Origin of the sequence: Aquimarina sp. Aq107, assembly GCF_943733665.1 — a bacterium.
In the GTDB taxonomy this organism is placed as follows: domain Bacteria; phylum Bacteroidota; class Bacteroidia; order Flavobacteriales; family Flavobacteriaceae; genus Aquimarina.
Genome location: NZ_OX030782.1, coordinates 378,607 through 400,987 on the forward strand (window position 1 = coordinate 378,607; position 22,381 = coordinate 400,987).

Genomic DNA, 22,381 nt, shown 5'->3' on the forward strand with positions numbered 1-22,381 from the left:
TTTTGTGTTTCTAATACTATGCATTTAATAAGTTACACCTTTCACAAAGATTAATTTCTTTAAACAATTAAATAAAATTTCATTTTCACAAAATCATGAATAAAAAAGTAGTACATACTGTTTTTGAAACTGTCGTTGAAAAATTTCAAGATAAAATAGCTATTCAATCAGATAGTCAAAATATAACCTATTCAAAACTTAATACTTTTGCAAATAACATAGCCTCTGTATTGATAAATAATGATATTAATAAAGGAGATAAGGTGGCCACACTATTTTCTGATGAAATACTTAATATCATTTCTTTAATAGGTATTTTCAAATCCAACTCGATCTATATTCCGATTGATAGAAATTTTAAAGAAAACCATTGGAAAGAAATCTACACAGTAATTAAACCTAAAATTTTATTATTAGATAAAAAAGGTGTAGAGGAAATCGAAAAATATAATTCTCAATTCGAATATACGATTCCTCATATTATTGTTTTAAGTTTTGACAACAATGATTTGGAAATAAATGGTTTAGGTGAAAATGATACAAAGGAGTTAATTGGAGTTACATCATCTGATATGAATCCAAATCTTGAGATTTCTGGAGAAGATTCAAATTATATTTTCTTTACCTCAGGGTCTTCTGGAGCACCAAAAATGGTGCTGGGACAACATAAAAGTTTAAGCCATTATATACACTGGGAAGTTAATGAATTTAACATCTCTCAAGATGTTAGGCTAGGTTTTTTAGGCAGTATGTCATTTGATGCTTCACTGCGAGATGTTTTTGTGCCATTGATCAGTGGTGGTACGATTTGTATACCTCCCCAAAACGTTAAAAATAACTTTGTTCTACTATCAGATTGGATAAGAAATGAAAAAATCAGCTTAATTCATACGGTACCAACTATTTTTAGAACATTGTTGATAGAAGATACGAATTCTGATCCTTTTAAGGATTTGGAATTATTGTTCTTGGCAGGAGAAAAGTTATTCTATAAAGACATTATCAATTGGAGAGAACGATATGGGAACAACACTCTGATGGTTAATTTATATGGAGCTACAGAATCGACATTAGTTAAAACATTTTATAAGATAGAGGATAATATAAATAGTCCTTCTTCTGATGTCGTAAGTATTGGGAAAGCTATTTCTAATTCGGGGATCTTAATTCTGAACAAAGAAAATGAAGTCTGCGAAATTAATGAAGTAGGAAGGATTTTCATAAAAACACCTTTTTTGTCTAAAGGTTACTATAAGGATGAAAAACTTACAGCTAAGAAATTTATACAAAACCCACTTAATTTAGAAAAAGATATTATTTATGATAGTGGAGATTATGGTAAATATGATGCGCAAAGAAATGTAACAATAATTGGGAGAGAAGACGGGATTGTAAAAATTAATGGCGTAAGAGTTGATACCAACTATGTTGAACAGGTGATTATTGCTTCTGATAAGGTACGGATGACCAAATGTTTACTTTTAGAAGGTATTGAAAAGGAATATAATCTTTATTGTTTTTATCAGAGCTCCGAGGATGGAATTGAAAACGATATTAAAAAGTATAGTCTATCAAAATTATCTACTTATGAAGTACCTTCCTTTTTCATACCTCTTAAACAGATACCGTTTAATGTAAATAAGAAAATTGATGTTAAGGCTCTAAAAACTATAGCAAAGGAGTACTTGAATTCAAAAAAAGAACCGGAAGTATATAATGAGACAGAGGGGAAATTAAAACTAATATGGAAGGAACTTTTAGGTGTTGAGACAATTTCTTTAGAAGATAATTTTTTATTTCTGGGAGGGAATAGTATAAAACTTATACGCCTTAATTCGAGAATTAGTAATACGTTTAACGTAGCACTTAATATTACAGAGTTATTTTCTAATTTAACTATAAAGTCGCAATCGAAGTTAATAAGAAGTAAAGAACAAAAAGTTGTTGAGTATATTGAAAAAACGGATGAAAAGGAAAACCACATAGTAACTCCATCACAGTATAGACTTTGGGTTATGTCCAAAATTCCGAAAAATTCGGTAGCATTTAATATGCCAAGACAAGTAAAGTTGGATGGTAATATTGAGATAAATCTTTTACAAAAAGCAATACTATCAGTAATCAAGAGACACGAAATGTTAAGAACTGTGTTTGTCTCTCCGAATGATGAAGAAGTTTTTCAAAAAGTGTTAGGTATTGATGATATTAGTTTTAGGGTAAATTTTAAAGATTTTGAAGACAAGACTTCAGAATTTGAAGATTATATTTCGAAAGATGCGAACGAGCCATTTGACCTCGAAAAAGGCCCTTTGTTTAGATGTTGTCTAATCAAAATTAATGGGGGATATATATTTTATACTAATATGCATCATATTATAAGTGATGGATGGTCCGAAGAGGTTTTGATTAAAGAAGTTAATCTCTTTTATGATGCATATCTTAAAGATGAAAAGCCTGTTCTTCCCGAACTAAAAATACAATACAAGGATTATTCAGCTTGGTTAAGCACGAGGTTTGATTCTAATACAATAGAAGGTCAAAAAGACTATTGGGCAAATAAATTGGAAGGAGAACTGCCAAGGATAGATTTTATAACAAATAAAAATCGCCCATCTATCAAAACTTTTAATGGTAGAAAACTTAGTACTTCTATAAATAAGGATGTAATAAAAGAACTTAATTCATTTTGTAATGAAAACGAAGGAAGTATTTTCATAGGAATATTATCTGCTATAAAAATTTTATTAAGCAAGTATACACATAATAACGATATAATCATTGGAGCACCAATTGCAGGAAGAGATGCGTTAGAACTGGAAAATTTAATTGGTTATTTTGGGAATATTCTTGTACTAAGAAATCAAATAGATCAACAGAAAAGTTTCTTAGATATTTTTAATAGTATCAAAAATAATACATTAGAGGCTTATGCAAATCAGCAGTATCCTTTTAATGATATTGTAAACGATTTGGGAATTAAAACGGATTTAAGTAGAAATCCCATTTTCGATATTTCGGTTACTTTTCATAATATTTCAAAGAAAGATATCTTAACCGAAGACAATTTTGAAGAAGGTTTAATCATAGATTCTGGAGCTTGTTTTAGTAAAAATGATATAGAATTTCATTTTGGGGAAACTAGGGATTCATTAGTAATGACTCTTAAGTTTAATGAAGATGTATATGGAAAAGATTTTATAGAAAATTTAATAAAACACTTCAAAAGTATTTTATCAAACCTTTTAAAAGAATCAAAAAAGAGTATTTCGGGAATTAATTATATCTCAAGTCAGGAACTTAAGATGCTAGTTGAGGATAATAATTCTACTCGTGTGAATTATTCTCCTACAAATCTTGTTTCAGGTTTCAAAGCTATTACAGATACCAACCCGGATACTTTGGCAATGTTTTTTGAAGGGACTGAACTTAGTTATAAGGAGTTAGATGAAATATCAAATCAATTTGCTAATTGCCTCAGGAATGATTATGGGATTAAGCCAGGAGATAGGGTTGGAGTTCATTTGTTACGTAGTGAAAAGGTTATCGTATCTATTTTAGGGATTTTAAAGGCAGGAGCGGTTTATGTTCCTATCGATCCAGATTTACCAGAGTATCGCAAATCTCATATTCTGGAAGATTCGTCTGTTAGTTTATTAATTACAGAGACGATGTTTATGTTTGATTTGGAGTATTATTCTGGGGATTTGTTAGCAGTTGATGTTGAGTTTGATGAATGTAATTATGCTTCAGATTCCTTGGATATCGTTATTGAAGATTCTATGTTGGCCTATATTATTTATACTTCAGGTTCAACTGGTTTGCCTAAAGGGGTTATGATTTCACACGGTAGTATTATCAATACTATCTTGTCTCAAATTTCAATTTTTAACCTGTCGGATTGTACAAGGAGTTTGCAATTTGCTTCCTATTCCTTTGATGCTTCTATATCAGAAATTTTTATCACTTTATTATCAGGAAGTAGTTTATATATAGTAGGGGATCGGGAGCGAAATGATCCGGAAGCTTTAACAGATTATCTTACAACTAATAAAATAGAAATAGCTACACTTCCCCCTGCATATTTACGCTTGATGGATATAAAAAGTCTATCGAATTTAAAATATTTAGTTACAGCAGGAGAATCTCCAGACTACGATGTAGTAAAAGCTTTTTTGAATTATGGTACTTATTTTAATGCTTATGGTCCTACAGAGACGAGTATTTGTGGTACGATACTTCGTATAGATCAAGGTACAGAATTATTTTCAGGTCCTATAAGTATTGGTAGTCCAATTTGGAATACGGAAGTTTATATTTTGGATACATATAATAATGTACAGCCAGAAGGTATTTCGGGAGAAATTTGCATAGGAGGCCAAGGATTGGCGGAAGGATATTTGAACCAAGAAGAGCTAACACAAACTCGTTTTATTTCGCATCCGTTTAAGTCAGGAGAGAAGCTTTACAAAACAGGAGATTTAGGTAGATGGTTACCGGATGGTACGATAGAATATTTAGGTAGACAAGATGATCAGGTAAAAGTAAACGGTCATCGTATAGAGCTAGGAGAGATAGAGTTTCAACTACGAAGTAAACCTTCAATTAAGGAAGCGGCTGTTTTTGTACAAGAGGATAAAGGTCAGAAGAGTTTGGTTAGTTATTTGGTATCAGATCAAGAAGAAACAAGTGATAGTCTACGAACGTTTTTGAGGTCTAGACTACCAGAATATATGGTTCCTAATACCTATATTCAATTAGATCATATACCTATTACTAGTAATGGTAAAGTAGATAAGAAGTTGCTATCTAAAGAGGAATTTACAGAGATTTCTACAGGTATTGAATATGAAGCACCGGTTACAGAAGAACAAAAAGCTTTGGTACTCGTTTGTCAAGATGTTCTTAATAGGGAGCAGATAAGTATGCGAGATAATTTTTATAATCTTGGAGGAGATTCTATCAAATCGATTCAAGTAGTATCTCGTTTAAAACAACATGGATATCAATTAAAAGTAGAGGATATATTACGTTATCCTATACTTATAGAATTATCATCACATATTACAGGGGAGATTCGAGATATAGATCAAGCTACGGTAGAAGGAACTTTAGCCTTAACACCGATTCAGGAATTCTTTTTTAAAGATCTTGCGACGGAGAACCCTCATTATTATAATCAATCCTTGGTTTTAAGGAGTTCAGAAGATATAGATGGAGATGTGTTGGAAAAGAGTATAGCTGCATTATGTAGCCATCATGATGCTCTTCGTATGATTTATAATCGATCAGAAACAAGTTGGACTCAAACCAATAAAGGGAGTTCTGGTACTCATTATGAAATAAGCTACTATGATCTTCGGGGAGAAACAAATGCTAAGGATAAGCTTTATGAGTTAGGTTCTGCCTTACAATCTAGTATTAATATAGAGTTCGGCCCGTTGTTTAAGATAGGTCATTTCCGATTGGATGATGGAGACAGAATAGCTTTAATATTACATCATTTAGTAGTTGATGGAGTTTCTTGGCGTATTCTTTTAGAGGACCTAACTGCATTATATGAAGGATATCGATCCAATACTGCAGTATCATTACCATTGAAGACAGATTCTTTTAAATATTGGTCAGATGCATTACAGGAATATTCTAAGAGTGAAGCTTTAGAAGTGGAACAAGAGTATTGGCAATCTTTGCTAAAAGATCAAAGTTTGAAGGCATTACCCACAGATAAAAATCCAATAGGAGTAACAACAATTAACAGTAGGGAGAGTTTTGCGCTAAGCCCTGAGGTTACCAATTTGTTACAGACAAAGGTTCATGGGGTTTATAACACAGAAGTTAATGATGTTTTACTCACAGGGTTAGGTTTAGCTCTAAAAGAGGTTTTTGGTTTAGAGAAGAGTTTGATTAAGTTAGAGGGACATGGTCGTGAGCAAATCAAGGAAGAGTTAGATATAAGTAGAACAGTAGGTTGGTTTACTACAACGTATCCATTGGTAATTGATATTTCAAAGGATAGTTTGTCATCAGCTTTGGTAAATGTTAAAGAATCTATAAGAAAGGTTCCAAATAAAGGCATTGGTTATGGAATATTGAAGTATTTAACTCAAAGTATAAAAGAAGATATCAAGCCTAGAATATTGTTCAATTACCTTGGGGATTTTGGTAATACAGCAGGTGTTAAAAAAGGGGGTGTTTTTGAATATTCTGGGGATAATATTGGAGCGTCTATAGATAAGAGAAATGGAGAGGATACTGTTTTAGATATTTCTGGTATTATGGCAGGTGAAGAGTTAAACATTTCTATCCGCTATTCCGATGAGGTATATAACTCAGAGACAATCGAACGCTTATCAGAGTCATATCATAAGCACCTAAAAGGGTTGATAGAGGAATTATCAGCAAATGAGTTTAGTAAAATAACACCTTCAGATTTAACTTTTAAAGAGCTAACAGTAGAAGAGTTAGATGTCATCAATAGCAATAATAATATAGAGGATTTATATAAATTATCTCCTTTGCAATTAGGAATATATTATCACTGGTTGTCTAGTAGCTCGAGCTTTATGTATTTAGAGCAAATTTCTTATAGAATTTTATCAAATAATGTTCAGGTTGATGTTTTAAAGGAAGCTTATGATAAATTGGTTCATAGACATGCAGCATTAAGAACTAGCTTTACCAATGCTTATGCTGGAACACCACTTCAGGTAGTACATAAATCAGTGCCTAGTAATTTTTCGTATGAAAAAGTACCTGATGGTATAGGTAAACAGGAGAAAGAAACCTTTACTCAGTCCAGAAAGATACAAGATAGAGAAGAAGGTTTTAATTTGGAATCAGGATCTCAAATGCGACTTAAGGTAATTGAAATTGATTCTGGAGAGTATGAGTTTATCTGGAGTCACCATCATATCATTATGGATGGATGGTGTATGAGTATATTAATTAATGATTTTTATCAATTAATCAATTCAATAGAACTTCCTAAACCATCTAAATACTCAGAATATATAAAATGGATCGATAAAATAAATGAAAAAGATTCCTTGGGATATTGGAAAAGCTATTTAAAAGGATATGATACAGCGGTTAAAATTCCTTTTTCCATTTCAACAGAAAACAGATCATATGTAGAGAATAAAGAGGAGTTTATAATAAAACCTGATGTCTACGATCAAATATCAAAATTATGTAATCAAGAAGGAGTTACTGTTAACACTTTTATTCAGGGTGTGTGGGGGTATTTACTTTCTAGATATAATGATAAGGAAGACGTAGTTTTTGGAACTATTGTATCTGGTCGACCTGGCAATTTAAAGGGGGTTGAAACTATGATAGGTATGTTTAGTAATACTATTCCTGTAAGAATTACTTCAAAAGATGAAACACCTATAAGTTTACTTCAGAAAATACATAAAAAAGGTATTGAAGGAAATTCGCATCACTACCTTGGTTTGGGTAGTATTCAATCTGAAAGTGAATTAGGGATGAATTTAATTAATCATATTATGATTTTTGAAAATTATCCAGTTCAAGAAGTTATTGAGGAAGATTTCAATTCAGGAAATAGTATTCAAAACTCTAGAATAGAATCAGTAGATTTTTTTGATCAATCAAATTATGATTTCAATATTGTAATAATACCTAATCCAGATTCATTAAGGGTTAAAATCCGCTATAATACTTTAAAATATAGTGAAGAAGGTATTCGCACAATAGTTGAGCATATGCAAATTATGATCGAGGAGTTTTTATATAACTCTGATCAAGAACTTACCACCTTAAACTACCTTCCAGAGAAAGAGATTAACTCTTTGGTTTCGGAAAAAAATGCTACAGAAGTAACTTATTCGGTGAGTGATTTAGTTTCAGGTTTTGAATCTATTGTGAATTCTCATTCTGATAGTTTAGCATTGTATTTTAATGATACTCGTCTCACCTATAGTGAATTGGATGAGTTGTCTAATCAATTGTCTCATTGTTTACGTGATAATTATAGTATTAAACCTGGAGATCGTGTGGGGGTGCATTTAACGCGTAGTGATCGTGTTATTGTTTCGATTTTAGGTATTTTAAAGTTAGGAGCGGTTTATGTTCCTATTGATCCAGATTTACCAGAATATCGCAAATCTCATATTCTGGAAGATTCGTCTGTTAATTTATTAATTACAGAGACGATGTTTATGTTTGATTTGGAGTATTATTCTGGGGATTTATTAGCGATAGATGTTGAGTTTGATGGTTCTGACTATGCTTCGGATTCCTTAGGTGTTGTTATTGAAGATTCTATGTTAGCTTATATTATCTACACTTCAGGTTCAACAGGTTTGCCCAAAGGAGTTATGGTTTCTCGTGGTAGTATTATTAATACGATTATGTCACAGATTTCAATATTCTGTATGTTGGATTGTCGCCATAGTTTACAATTTGCTTCTTACTCTTTTGATGCTTCTATATCAGAGATTTTTATCACATTATTATCAGGATGTGGTTTGTTTATAGCGAGTGATAATGAGCGTACGGATCCTAAATTACTAGAAGATTTTATTAAGTTACATGAAATAGATATCGCCACATTACCTCCTGCCTATCTTCGATTGATGGATGTAGAGAGTTTACGGGATATGAGATATCTGGTTACTGCTGGAGAGTCTCCTGATTATGAAAGTGTTAAGTCATATCTATCTTATGGTACTTATTTTAATGCTTATGGTCCTACAGAGACAAGTATTTGTGGTACGATACTTCGCATAGATCAAGGAACAGAATTATCATCAGGTCCTATTAGCATTGGTAGTCCAATCTGTAACACTGAAGTCTATATATTAGATTCGAATAATAATATACTACCGGAAGGAGTTATAGGAGAGCTTTGTATTGGGGGTAAAGGGTTAGCAGAAGGATATGTGAATCAGGAAGCATTAACAGCTACACGTTTTATAACTCATCCTTTTAAAGAAGATGCTAGATTATATAAGACTGGAGATTTAGCACGTTGGTTACCTGATAGTACGATTGAGTATTTGGGTAGACGGGATGATCAAGTAAAGATTAATGGTCACAGGATTGAGTTAGGAGAGGTTGAATTTCAACTTCGTAGTAAGAATTCGATTCAAGAAGTTGCAGTTCTGGTGGATTCATCAGGTTCATCAAAAGAACTAGTAGCTTATTTAGTTTCAGAAGAAGAGGAGACTTCAGATAGTTTACGTAGTTATTTAAAGAAGTTGCTTCCTGACTATATGATTCCTACTAGTTATGTTCAATTAGATGAGATTCCGATTAATAATAATGGTAAGGTGGATAAGAAAGCTTTATCAAAAGAAGTGTTCACTACGTTGGATACAGGTATTGTTTATGAGGCTCCTGTTACAGATGAGCAACATGCTTTGGTTTCGGTTTGTCAAGATGTTTTGAATAGAAATCAAATAGGCTTACGAGATAATTTTTATAATCTGGGAGGGGATTCTATAAAATCTATACAGGTTGTTTCCCGATTAAAACAACAGGGGTATCAATTAAGGGTAGAAGATATTTTACGTACACCTATTCTTGGAGAACTTTCAACCTATATTACAGGAGATATTCGTGATATAGACCAAGGTTTGGTGGAAGGAGATATAATTTTAACCCCTATTCAGGAATTCTTTTTTCAGGACTTAGGGAAAGCCAATCCACATCATTATAATCAATCTGTTGTACTTCGTAGTTCGGAGGCAATCGATCAAGATTTTTTAGAAAGAAGTATAGCTACATTATGTGAGCATCATGACGCTCTTCGTATGGTTTATCAGGATTCATCAGATGGCTGGATTCAAACGAATGGTGATGTTTCTAAGGATAATTATGAGATCATTTATTATGATCTACAAGGTGATACAAATGCAACTACTCGAATACAAGAAATAGGTTCTTCGATACAATCAAGTATTAATCTCGAGACAGGTCCTTTATTTAAGATAGGTCATTTTAGATTAGATGATGGTGATCGTTTGGCATTGATTATCCATCATTTGGCAGTCGATGGAGTTTCTTGGCGTATTCTTTTGGAAGATTTATCATCACTATATAATGGTTATGCATTAGAGACTTCGGTATCATTACCGCTAAAGACAGACTCATTTCAATATTGGTCTAATTTACTTCAGGATTATGCAAAGAGTGAATCATTAGAAGGGGAACTTGAGTACTGGAAGTCTTTAGTCGAAGAGGGAAGTTTTGGTCGCCTTCCAGTAGATAAGGAAACATCGGGTCCTTTAAAGATTAATACAAATCAGGGTTTTGTGATAAGTGAGGAAGTCACAAACTTGCTGCAAACCAAAGTACATAGTGTTTATAATACTGAGATTAATGATGTTTTATTAACAGGATTAGGATTAGCTATTAAAGATGTTTTTGACTTAGACAAGAGTATAATTAAGATGGAAGGTCATGGTCGAGAACAAATCACAGAGGATATTGACGTTAGTCGAACGGTAGGATGGTTTACTTCAGTATATCCATTTTTGTTAAGGGCCAACGATTTGTCATCAGAAGAGGCATTGGTTCAGGTTAAAGAGGATCTGAGAAAGATCCCGAATAAAGGTATTGGTTATGGAGTACTTAAATATTTAACAGATCAACTACCAGGTGATATACATCCAGAAATATTATTTAATTATTTAGGGGATTTTGGGGATAAAATAGGAGGGAATAAAGATGGTTTCTTCGAATATTCTAACGAAAATATCGGTGCTAGTGTTGCTAAAGAAAATAGTCAGGATACTCTTTTAGATATTTCTGGTATAATGATAGGAGGTCGTTTAAATATTTCTATCCGATATTGTGATAAAGTATATGAATCAGATACCATCAAGAGGTTGAGTGAATCATATAACAAACATTTAGAATCACTAATATTACAATTGTCAGATAAAGAAGCAAGCTGTATTACTCCATCAGATTTAACATTCAAAGGTCTTACTATTCAGGAATTGTCTGAGATAAATAAAGATCAAACCATAGAAGATATATATAAATTATCACCATTACAGTTAGGAATATATTTCCATTGGTTAACAAGTAGTTCTACGTTACTGTATTTTGAACAAACAACATATAGAATAAATTCTTTAGATCTTAATACAAATGATTTAAAAGAAGCGTATGATCAATTGGTTTCCAGATATGCAGTATTAAGAACCAGTTTCACTAACGCGTATGCAGGAACACCTCTCCAGATAGTTCATAAAACAGTACCAAGTAATTTTTTCTATGAAAAAGTATCTGATATTTTAGATCAAAGTGAACAAGAAAAGTATATAGAAGCTGCAAAAGAACAAGATAGAGAAGAAGGATTTGAATTAGAAGCTCCTTCGCAGATGCGATTAAAAATATTTGAACTCAAGAATGGAGAATTTGAGTTTATCTGGAGTCATCATCATGTAATATTAGATGGTTGGTGTACCAGTATATTAATTAATGATTTTTATCAAATATTAGATTCTATTCAGAAGAAAAAGGAACTTAAATTATCTAAGCCAGCAGATTATGTAAACTATATAAAATGGTTAGAACGAAGAGATAAAAAGGACTCACTTGATTTTTGGAAAAATTATCTTTTAGGTTTCAATGAAGTACCGGAGATTCCTTTTAAAAATATTGAATATGCTAATACAGCATATAAAGAATTAAAAGAACGGTTATCTATTGAAGGAGAATTGTTTGATAAGATAAATGAACTTTGTCAAGCAAAAGGGGTTACATTAAATTCATTAATGCAAAGTGTTTGGGGATACTTGTTATCTAGATATAATGATGTTAATGATGTAGTTTTTGGAACTGTAGTTTCTGGTAGACCTGGCGATTTAAAAGGGATTGAAGAAATGATTGGTTTATTCAGTAATATGATACCAGTCCGACTATCTTATGAAAGAGATGCTACGCCAGTCGATTTAATATATCAAATGAAAGAGAATTCGATAAACTGCGGATCTCATCACTATTTAAATTTAGCCGAAGTTCAATCACAAAGTTCAATAAAGAAAGATCTTATAAATAGTATTATTGTTTTTGAAAACTTTCCAATTCAAGAACGTTTGAACCAATCAGATTCTGTTGATATCAATGTAGAATCTGTTGGAGGAACTGACCAGTCAAATTATGATTTTAACTTGACAATTTTACCTACTGCTTCTTCTATTAAAATAAACTTCAGGTATAACGAATCTAAATATGATTCTGAAGGAATTAAACTATTAGTAAGTCATTTTTATAGATTACTTGAAAGATTTTCAAATGCTCCAGAAGAACCTTTATATTCTTTTAATTATATCTCTGATGAAGAGGTAAATCAAATTACAAATACTTTTAATGTATCAGAAATAAAGCCTTCAAACAAAACAATTCTGGATGACTTTTCTGAACAAGTAAAACAAAAACCAAATGAAATAGTAGTTAGAGATATAAATGGAGAATTGACATATGAAGAAATAAACAAACTGTCAGACCAATTAGCTTATGAATTAAAAAATAATCATGGTATTAGTAAAAGGGATTTAGTAGGTATACAAATAGAACCTAGTAATTGGATTTTAGTAGCTGTCTTAGGTATATTGAAATCTGGAGCAGCATTCGTACCTATCGATGAAAAATTGCCAAGGATTCGAAAAGAATTTATAGTTAATGATGCTAACATCAAATTATTGATCACTGATTCAAATAGTATGTTTGATCTTGATTATTATGAAGAAAAAGTATTAGCAATTGATATCGAATTAGATATATCAAAAGAAATAGATCCTCTAGATTACAATCTATCAAATGACTTGCCTGCATATATTATTTATACTTCGGGATCTACAGGAAACCCTAAAGGAGTTATTATAGAACATAAATCGTTATATAATTATATATCCTGGGGTAAATCATATTACTTAGAAAATAATTTGATCAATACTAATTTTGGATTGTTTACATCTCTTTCTTTTGACCTTACAATATCAAGTTTGTTTTTACCGCTTGTTTCGGGAGGTGCGGTACAAGTTTTTGAAGTAGCAGATAATTTAACCAATGTATTATCAACATATTTGGACAGTAATATATCGTGTATCAAACTAACTCCTGCTCACGTTAGTTTATTGGATGGTCTGGATTTAAAATCAGAAACAATAGAATTAGCAATAATTGGTGGAGATACTTTAAATAAACAACATATTAGGATACTTAGAGATATAAACCCTTCTATTAAAATATTTAATGAATATGGTCCTACAGAGTGTACCGTAGGATGTATAACCGAAGAAATTAATAAGCATCAAGATTTAATTTCGATAGGTTATCCTATTGATAATACTAAAATTTATATTCTGGATCAAAATAACAATATACAACCTAAGGGAGTTATTGGTGAAATTTGTGTCGCAGGAGTAGGCTTGGCTAACGGATATCTTAATCGTTCTGATCTTACTAAAGAAAAGTTTATTCAAAATCCGTTTAATATATCCGAAAAATTATATAAAACAGGCGACTTAGGAAGATGGTTAGAAGATGGGAAAATTGAATTTTTAGGAAGAAAAGATAATCAAGTAAAAATTAGAGGGTATAGAATAGAACTTAACGAGATAGTTTCTTGTATGCAGACTTTAGAACAAATAAGAGATTGTGTGGTTATATCTAGAGCTAATAATTCAGGAAATAAGGAATTAGTAGCATATTATATTTCTGATCAAGAGATCAAGTTAGAATTTATACAAAATTATTTATTAGAAAGATTACCGGAGTATATGGTTCCTGATCATATCATCAGTATAGATAAAATTCCATTAACAATAAATGGTAAGGTTGATAAAGATCAACTACCAAAAGTAGATAAGTCTATTTCTTCGAAGAATTATGTTGCGCCAAGAAATGAAATTGAGGAAAGATTAATACAATTAATCGCAGATTTATTGAATAGAGAAAAAAATGAAATCGGGATTAATGATAACTTTTTTGATCTGGGTATGAATTCATTGGAAATGATGAAAATGGAAAATTTAATACGTCGAAAATTTGGGGTAGAAATCAGGATGGCTTTATTGTTCAAGTATCCAAACGTTAATGAACTGACTAATCTGTTTTTGCAGGATAACAACGATAAAGTGGAAAAAGAAGAAGAGAAAGATTATGCTCCTGAGATTGACGAGATTCTCGACATTATATCAGAATAATATTTGATTTTATGAAAAATAAAGTTAGTAAAAAAGACATTGCAGTAATTGGGCTTTCTTGTAAGTTCAATAAAGCATCTAATTATATAGAATACTGGGATAACCTCGTTAATGGTGTTGAAATGCTAGATCATTATGAGGCCAGTGATCTTATAAAAAAAGGTGTTGATGAAGGAATTGTAAATAATCCAAATTTTATAAAAGTTAGCTCATTTGTAAATAACCCAGAAAGTTTTGACTATCCTTTTTTTGGATATACTAAGGAAGAAGCAAATGCAATGGATCCGCAGATAAGAATCTTGCATGAACAAGTTTGGTTAGCTTTAGAGGATGCAGGTTGTAATATCTCTAAATCTAAAGATAAAATTGGACTGTATTTAGCGGCTAGTGAAAATCTAAACTGGCTAGCACATTCGATGCTTAATCAAAATGAGAAGATAGCTCCTTTTTATCAGTCAAAAATTTCTAATAAAAATTATATAAGTTCATTAATTTCATATAATCTTAATCTAACAGGGCCAAGTTATTATATAGATACAGCATGTTCAAGTTCTTTATCTGCTGTTCATATGGCTTGTAGAAGTTTATTATTAAGAGAATGTTCTATTGCAGTTTCTGGAGGAATCAAAATAAATCCAGTAAAGAATTATGGTTACTTTTATCAGGATGGAATGACCGTATCTAAGGATGGTAAATGTAAATCATTTGATAGTGATTCTTCAGGAACTGTAGGAGGAAATGGAGCTGGAGTTGTAGTTCTTAAAAGATTAGAAGAAGCTATTGAGGATGGAGATCCAATTCATGCTATCATTAAATCCTCTGCAGTAAATAACGATGGGAGAAGGAAAGTTGGATATACGGCTCCAAGTGTTACTGGACAAGCTGATTGTATTAAATCTGCACATAAATTTGCAGGAGTCGATTCAAAAACAATTACATATGTAGAAACACACGGGACAGCAACAAAATTAGGTGATCCAATAGAAATTGATGCTCTAAATGAGGCTTTTGATTATAACTCAGATCATAAATGTGCTATAGGTTCTGTCAAAACAAATCTTGGTCATTTAGATACAGCTGCAGGAGTTGCAGGTCTAATAAAAACGTGTTTGGCATTAAGCAAAAGAAGCATACCTCCTTCCTTACATTTCAATGAACCAAATCCAAACATTGATTTTGATTCAGGACCCTTTTATGTAAATAGTAAAAGACAACCATGGAGAACTGAAGGAAATTTACCATTAAGAGCAGGATTAAGTAGTATAGGTATCGGAGGAACAAATGTGCATATGGTGTTGGAAGAATTTTTAGAAAACAAGAAAATTCCATCCGTTGATCCTCAATTAATTTTATTATCTGCAAAAACAACCAAATCATTAAAAAGTTATTGTGCTAAATTCACAGATTTCCTAAAAACACAAGATGAAATTAACATTGCGGATTTGTCATATACTTTGGGAACTGGTCGTACCTTTCATAAATATCGAAATTACATAGTCTGTAAAGATAAAGAGGGGCTTTTAGCTAGTCTAAACAATTTAACTCAGGAAGAACATTATAAGCTGAATAGTAAAAAAGAAATTGTCTTTATGTTTCCGGGACAAGGAAGTCAATATTTCGGAATGGCAAAGGAGTTATATAATGAAATCAATTTTTTTAAAAATAATATTGATCTAGGTTTAGAGATTTTAAACAGAAAAACGGGTGAAGATTTTAGAGCTGTTCTAGGGTACGGTGAAGAACAAGGACAAGACTCAGAGCTGATTAATGAGACTAGATATACTCAGCCTCTATTATTTTTGATTGAGTATTCATTAGCAAAACTTTTAATAGAATGGGGAGTATATCCTGATTGTATGATAGGTCATAGCCTAGGAGAGTATGTAGCAGCTTGTTTATCAGATGTTTTTTCTTTAGAAGAAGCTATAGAGATCATTTTAAAACGTGCTTCTTTAATGGATAAAATGAATAAGGGAGCTATGCTACATGTTGGTGTTCCTTTGAGTGATATCAAATCGTTATTAGATGATAATATCTCAATTGCTGCTATTAACACTAAAGATTCAGTAGTTGTATCAGGAACAAAACAAAGTACTGATAAACTTCAAAATTTACTGGACAAACAAGATACTCCTAGTAAAGTTTTAAAAACTTCTCATGCATTCCATTCATACATGATGGATGATATGTTAGATGATTTTAAAAATGAATTGGAAAAGATCTCACTTTCTGATCCAAAGATTCCTTTCATATCAAATCTTACAGGAGAACTAATAAAGAATGAAGAGGTAAAGTCAGCACAATATTGGGTAGATCATTTAAGGCATACAGTTAATTTTTCTAAAGGAATAGACTATTTAGCTAAAAAGGATACCATTTTTATAGAAATTGGAGCAGGCTCAACGCTAACAACTTTTTGTAAACAAAACAAACAATACTCCAGCATTAAACATACCTCAATTAATTTAATAAGCAAAGCCCAACAAGATATTGATGATTTGCAGTTTTTTATGAATGGATTGGGTAAACTTTGGGTACATGGTGTAGAGATGAATTGGAGTAAGGTTTATCAGAATAAAAATAGAAGAAAAATTAGTATACCAGGTTATAGTTTTGATCATTATAAACTTGATTTTGATATTAATCCATTTAAGAAAATTGTTAGTCAAAATTTTGTAAGTCGGAAACCAATTTCCGAGTGGTTTTACACTCCTAATTGGAAAAAATCAGTTTTGCAGAATAGTAATCTTGAAGATAAGAATGATACTTACTTAATTTTCTCGGATGAGAGTCCCTTAATAGATAGTTTGGTAAAAAAAACTAGATCAATGGGTAATACAGTTCACGTTGTATTATTGGCTGATGGTTTTGAGAAAATTGAAGAACAATTATTTAGGGTAAATCCAGCTATAAATCAAAATGTAGTAGAATTATTTAAATCTATTGATACTTATAATATTGATAAAATTATTTTGGGATGGGACTATGAAGGAAATAGTCAATCAGAAGTGATAAATGTTTATAAGCAATATCTTAATATTAGTAAGGAGTTATTAAAATTTAAACCCTTAGAAGATAAAAAAGTATATTTTTTGTCAAGTTTAAATAATGGTATTTTAGGTGATGAGAGTATAAATATTACAATGTCAATATCTCAGATGTTGGGTAAAATAATGGCACAGGAAAACCCCAATATATCGTTTCGATTTATAGATGTCAATAAAGTTAATATTCAGTCCAATCTGATCAATAACATTGTCAAAGAATTATATATTGATGATATTAATGAAAGTATTGCTTATAGGAAAAAAGAAAGGTGGATTGAATTTTATGATCAAATCAAAATAGATGATCATAAAAAACCAGACCTGAACAATAAATTAATTTTAATTACAGGAGGATTAGGTAAAATAGGGCAATATTTGACAAACTATTTATGTGATACCCATAACGCAGAAGTGATTTTAATTGGACGAAGCAAGCTTCCTAAAGAAGATGAATGGCAAAATTACTTAGGTAGTAATGTAATTGAAGATTCAGTAAAATCAAATATATTTAAACTTAAAACCCTTAAGGATAAGGGGTATAAGGTTGCTTATTATGAATCTGATGTCTCTGATTTATTAGATTTTGAAAACACTATTAATGAAATAGAGAAAAAATATGGGAGTATTTCTGGTATTATACATGCTGCTGGAAACCATGATATTAAATCTTTTAGACCTGTAGAAGAAATCGATGAGAATGCTATCATTGATCAATTTAATCCAAAAGTTGCTGGAACTTTGAATATTCATAAAATCTTTGGTGATCAAAATCTTGATTTTGTATGGATAACATCAAGTCTTTCTTCTATTTTGGGAGGACTCACTTACGGAGCGTATGCATGTGCAAATAGGTTTATAGATGGATTCGTAAAGCATCATAAGGAAAGCCTTAGAAATTGGATAAGTATAAATCTAGATGGAGTTGGAGATAACATGATCACCTCTCATGAATTAATAACGATTTTTGAAAAATCATTAAGTTTATTGGATTATAAACAGCTAATTATATCTATTAAAGACATTAATAATGTAATTCAAAAAATGTCCAATTCATTAGATAAAGAAACTAAAGAAGATTCAAATAATGAAATAGAGAGACCATTACTTCGCACAGATTTTGTGTTACCAACGACTGATTTAGAAATTCAATTATGCGAAATGTATCAATCTTTCTTTGGGATTAGTGAAATTGGAATAAAAGATGATTTTTTTGAATTGGGCGGAGACTCGCTCAAAGCAATGACATTTATAAAACGTATTAATGCTGAATTTGACGTCGAAATTAATTTGAAAGAATTCTTTTCAATGTCCGATGTTAAAAAACTAGGTTTGAAAATTGATTTATTACAAAAGATGAGTAGAATTCAAAATAAAGAAAAAGGTAAAAATATAATCAAAATATAGTTTATTAAGTAAATATATTGTTATATATTTACAATTCTTTAATATGATAATATATACCTTCTGTGACTGGAGGTAGCGTAGCAATATTGGATTCTTTAATAGTAAATAATCACTATTTATACTAGAAACTCTGTAATAAGTAATATTGCTTTCCAGAATAGAAGTTTAATTGAACATAACGTTCTCACAATTCTCAAAGATAGTTGTCATAATAACTCACATTCTTACTACAATATGTCTTATAACTGTTTATAAAGGCAAATTTAGTAATCAACATTATTTCCGAAAAAACAATATTTGATCATCTCCTAAAAGGTTATTTGATTTATTTCAATTAATATTTAATAAGATCTACAAAAATGTATAGTTTAATTAACGAATTGGATCAGAATGATATTCGTTTATCATTGTCTGATGGTGAATTAGAGGTTAGTTTTGATACAGACGAAATCGACAAAGTTCTTCTTCAAAAGATAAAAGAAAATAAAGAAGAATTGATAGCTTTTATCAAACAAAACTATTACTCGAGAAAGGAAGATATAATTCCACTGCAAAAAAAAGATCGATATTTAGCCTCTAGTGCTCAACAGCGATTATGGATCCAATTAAAACTTGATGGTAATTCTAACACATATAATATTCCTAACTCTATAGAATTAGAAGGTGAGATATATAAAAAAGAATTAATTGAAGCCATCGAAGCGACAGTAGATCGTCATGAAATTCTGAGAACAGTTTTTGTCGAAGAAAACAATGTCCTATATCAAAAAGTTTTAGATAGAAAAGATCTAAATTTTAGAGTAGACTACCAAGATTTGGTAAATGTAAATAAAACTCAAAAAGCAGTTAAAGAATATATTTCAGAAGATTCATTTATAGCCTTCGACTTAGAGCAAGGTCCTTTAATGAGAGTTACATTATTTAAAGTTTCTCAGAGCAAATGGGTACTTTATTTTAATATGCATCATATTATAAGTGATGGGTGGTCAATGCATATCTTAGAAAAAGATATTAAATCCTATTATAGTGCTTTTGTGAGCAATACTATACCAGAATTATCAGCCCTGAAAATACAATATAAAGATTATAGTGCATGGCAGTTAGAACAATTAGTGAGCCCAAAATTCGAAGAATATAAAGAATATTGGTTAGAAAAATTAAAGGGAGAATGGACGTATCTAGATCTACCTTTTAGAAAGAAAAATAAAGGTGTCAGATCTAATATAGGCGAGGCTCTTAGAACATATTTATCATCGGAAAGTACTAAAAAGTTAAGATTATTTACTCAAGAGAATAGAGGAAGTTTTTTTATTAGTCTTTTGAGTATTTGTAAAGTATTGTTGCATCGGTATACGTCTCAAAAAGATATTATTATTGGAACCGCAGTAGACGGAAGGGATCACACCGATTTAGAGGGACAGATAGGGTTTTATGTAAATACACTTATTTTGAGAAATACCATTGAACCTTCTCATTCTTTTGGTAGTATTCATGAGCGTATTAAGGATTCTACTTTATCAGCATTTAACAATAAACTTTTTCCCTTTGATAAATTACTAGAGTACTTAGATTTAAAAAGAGATGTTTCTAGAAACTCAGTTTTTGATGTTTTTATAAATTATAACTCTAATTCTATCAGCACTACTAATGAAACTGTTGATGACAAAATAGAGTTTTTAGGCGATAGCCTGGCTAAATTTGACCTTAGTATAATATTTGAAGAGGTAGGTGAACAGATATTATTCCATGTTAGTTATAATACAAGTATTTATGATAGGTGGATGATGGAAGAGTTTATGGAACAGTTTAAGCATTTGTTGGCTTCCGTTCTTAAGTGTCCAGAAAAACCTATAAATGAACTTGATTTATTGAATGAAGAGAAAAAAACGAAATTATACCGCAAGTTTAACAGTACAGAGGTTGCTTACGATTTAGAAAAAACAATATTAGATTATTTTAAAGAAAACGTTAAAAATAATCCAAGTTCAGTTGCACTTATTTTTGAGGATAAAACTTTAACGTATTCAGAATTAGATAAAAAGTCTAGCGTATTATCTCACCTCCTTACAAACAAAGGAATAGAACCAGGCAATTTTGTACCTATTTGTGTAAATCGTTCTTTTGAAATGATAATAGGTGTATTAAGTATTTTAAAATCAGGAGGTTGTTATGTGCCCATAGAACCTTTATACCCTAAAGACAGAGTTGATCACATTTTAAAGGAAATAGAAGCTAAACTCATTTTAAGTGAAAGATCTGTTGAATTTGAATTTGAAGAGTTAGAGAGGATCGACATAGAAGGCCTTAAGAATGAAAAATTCAATGTAGATGACATCGAAGTAGTTTCTAAGGATTTGGCATATATGATATATACATCTGGTACCACAGGAAACCCTAAAGGTGTAATGAATAATCATAAAGGATTTATGAATAGGTTATTATGGCAAAAAGACTATTTAAATCTTAATGAATCAGATACATTTTTATTAAAGACCCCTTTCACTTTTGATGTTTCTGTTTGGGAGATTTTTCTTCCTTTACTTTGTGGGAGTAAGTTAGTTATTGCATCACCAGATGGGCATAAAAATCCCTATTACTTAAGAGATGTTATTAAAAAAAATGAAGTAAGCATAGTACACTTTGTTCCTTCAATGTTAGGTGTTTATATGCAAAGTATAAAAGAAGACTCCTTTGATTCGGTTCGCAATTTAATATGCAGTGGCGAAGAATTATCAATAGAATATATAGAGGAATTTAGAAAAAATAACAAAAATTCAAAAATCCATAATTTATATGGCCCAACTGAAGCTGCAATAGATGTCACGGCAATAGATTTGACAGGGTTAGCCTTTGATTACAAGGGTGTTAGTATAGGTAGGCCTGTTGCAAATACAGAAATATATATTGTAGATGAATTCAATAGGTTATTGCCAATGGGGGTAATTGGAGAGATTGTAATTGGGGGAATTCAAGTTGCTGAAGGATATTTCAAGAAAGAACAATTAACTAGAGATAAGTTTGTGCCAAATCCTTTTTCCGGAGTAGGGAAAGTATATAAAACAGGTGATTTAGGCATGTGGTTAGATGATGGTTATATCTATTATAAAGGGCGAAAAGATAACCAAGTAAAAATTCGAGGTAATAGAATTGAACTTCGAGAAGTAGAAAAAGCGATATTATCGCTAGAAGAAGTTGATCAGGTAGTTGTTTTGGCAGATGGGGTTAGTACCAATAAAATATTAGCAGCGTATTTGGTAGGCACAGAAATTAATTTGGATCGTTTAAAAGGTTTTTTAAGAAATAAATTGCCCGTTTATATGATTCCAGAGATTTTTTATTCAGTTTCTACCATTCCATTATCGGCAAATGGGAAAATTGATAAACGAGCATTGCTTCTAAATAAAGGGGAGGTGCTTAAGAGTAATGTAAAATTCGAAAGCCCTAAAAATGAAATTCAAAAAAAATTAGCAGAATTATTAAGAACAGAATTGAATGAGGATGCAAAAATAGGTGTTCACGATAATTTTTTCGATTTGGGATTAAACTCAATAAAACTACTAAGATTCTTAGAGCTGATTAATTCAACTTTTAATGAAGAACTTATGCCTGAAGTATTATTTGAATACCCAAGTGTTTTTGAGTTGGCTAAGATTCTTTCCAAAGTGACTTTAGAAGAGAAAAATGAGGACTATGAGAGTAAAGTAGAAGAGATGAATGACTTTTTCGATATGATGGCAGAATAAT

3 protein-coding genes are annotated in these 22,381 nt (G+C 31.1%); all 3 read left to right on the forward strand.

The window, feature by feature from the left end; translation table 11 throughout:
• Positions 1-95 precede the first annotated feature (95 nt).
• The 3 genes from NMK29_RS01470 (at position 96) to NMK29_RS01480 (ending at position 22,380) form a co-directional block, all read left to right on the forward strand.
• Positions 96-14,186, forward strand: a complete 14,091-nt coding sequence (locus tag NMK29_RS01470) for a non-ribosomal peptide synthetase (RefSeq protein WP_108802867.1) — start codon at positions 96-98, stop codon at positions 14,184-14,186.
• An 11-nt stretch (positions 14,187-14,197) separates the two neighbouring features.
• Positions 14,198-18,637: a type I polyketide synthase gene (locus NMK29_RS01475; protein WP_108802868.1), complete on the forward strand. Its 4,440-nt coding sequence runs from the start codon at positions 14,198-14,200 to the stop codon at positions 18,635-18,637.
• 359 nt (positions 18,638-18,996) lie between these two features.
• Positions 18,997-22,380 carry a non-ribosomal peptide synthetase gene (locus tag NMK29_RS01480; RefSeq protein WP_108802869.1) on the forward strand — a complete coding sequence of 1,128 codons (3,384 nt, stop codon included), beginning with the start codon at positions 18,997-18,999 and terminating at the stop codon, positions 22,378-22,380.
• The last annotated feature ends 1 nt before the right edge of the window (position 22,381 follow it).

Excerpts from the sequence above, each read along its gene's own strand:
- NMK29_RS01470 (WP_108802867.1), top strand. The coding sequence starts at position 96 with ATGAATAAAAAAGTAGTACATACTGTTTTTGAAACTGTCGTTGAAAAA.
- NMK29_RS01475 (WP_108802868.1), top strand. The coding sequence starts at position 14,198 with ATGAAAAATAAAGTTAGTAAAAAAGACATTGCAGTAATTGGGCTTTCT.
- NMK29_RS01480 (WP_108802869.1), top strand. The coding sequence starts at position 18,997 with ATGTATAGTTTAATTAACGAATTGGATCAGAATGATATTCGTTTATCA.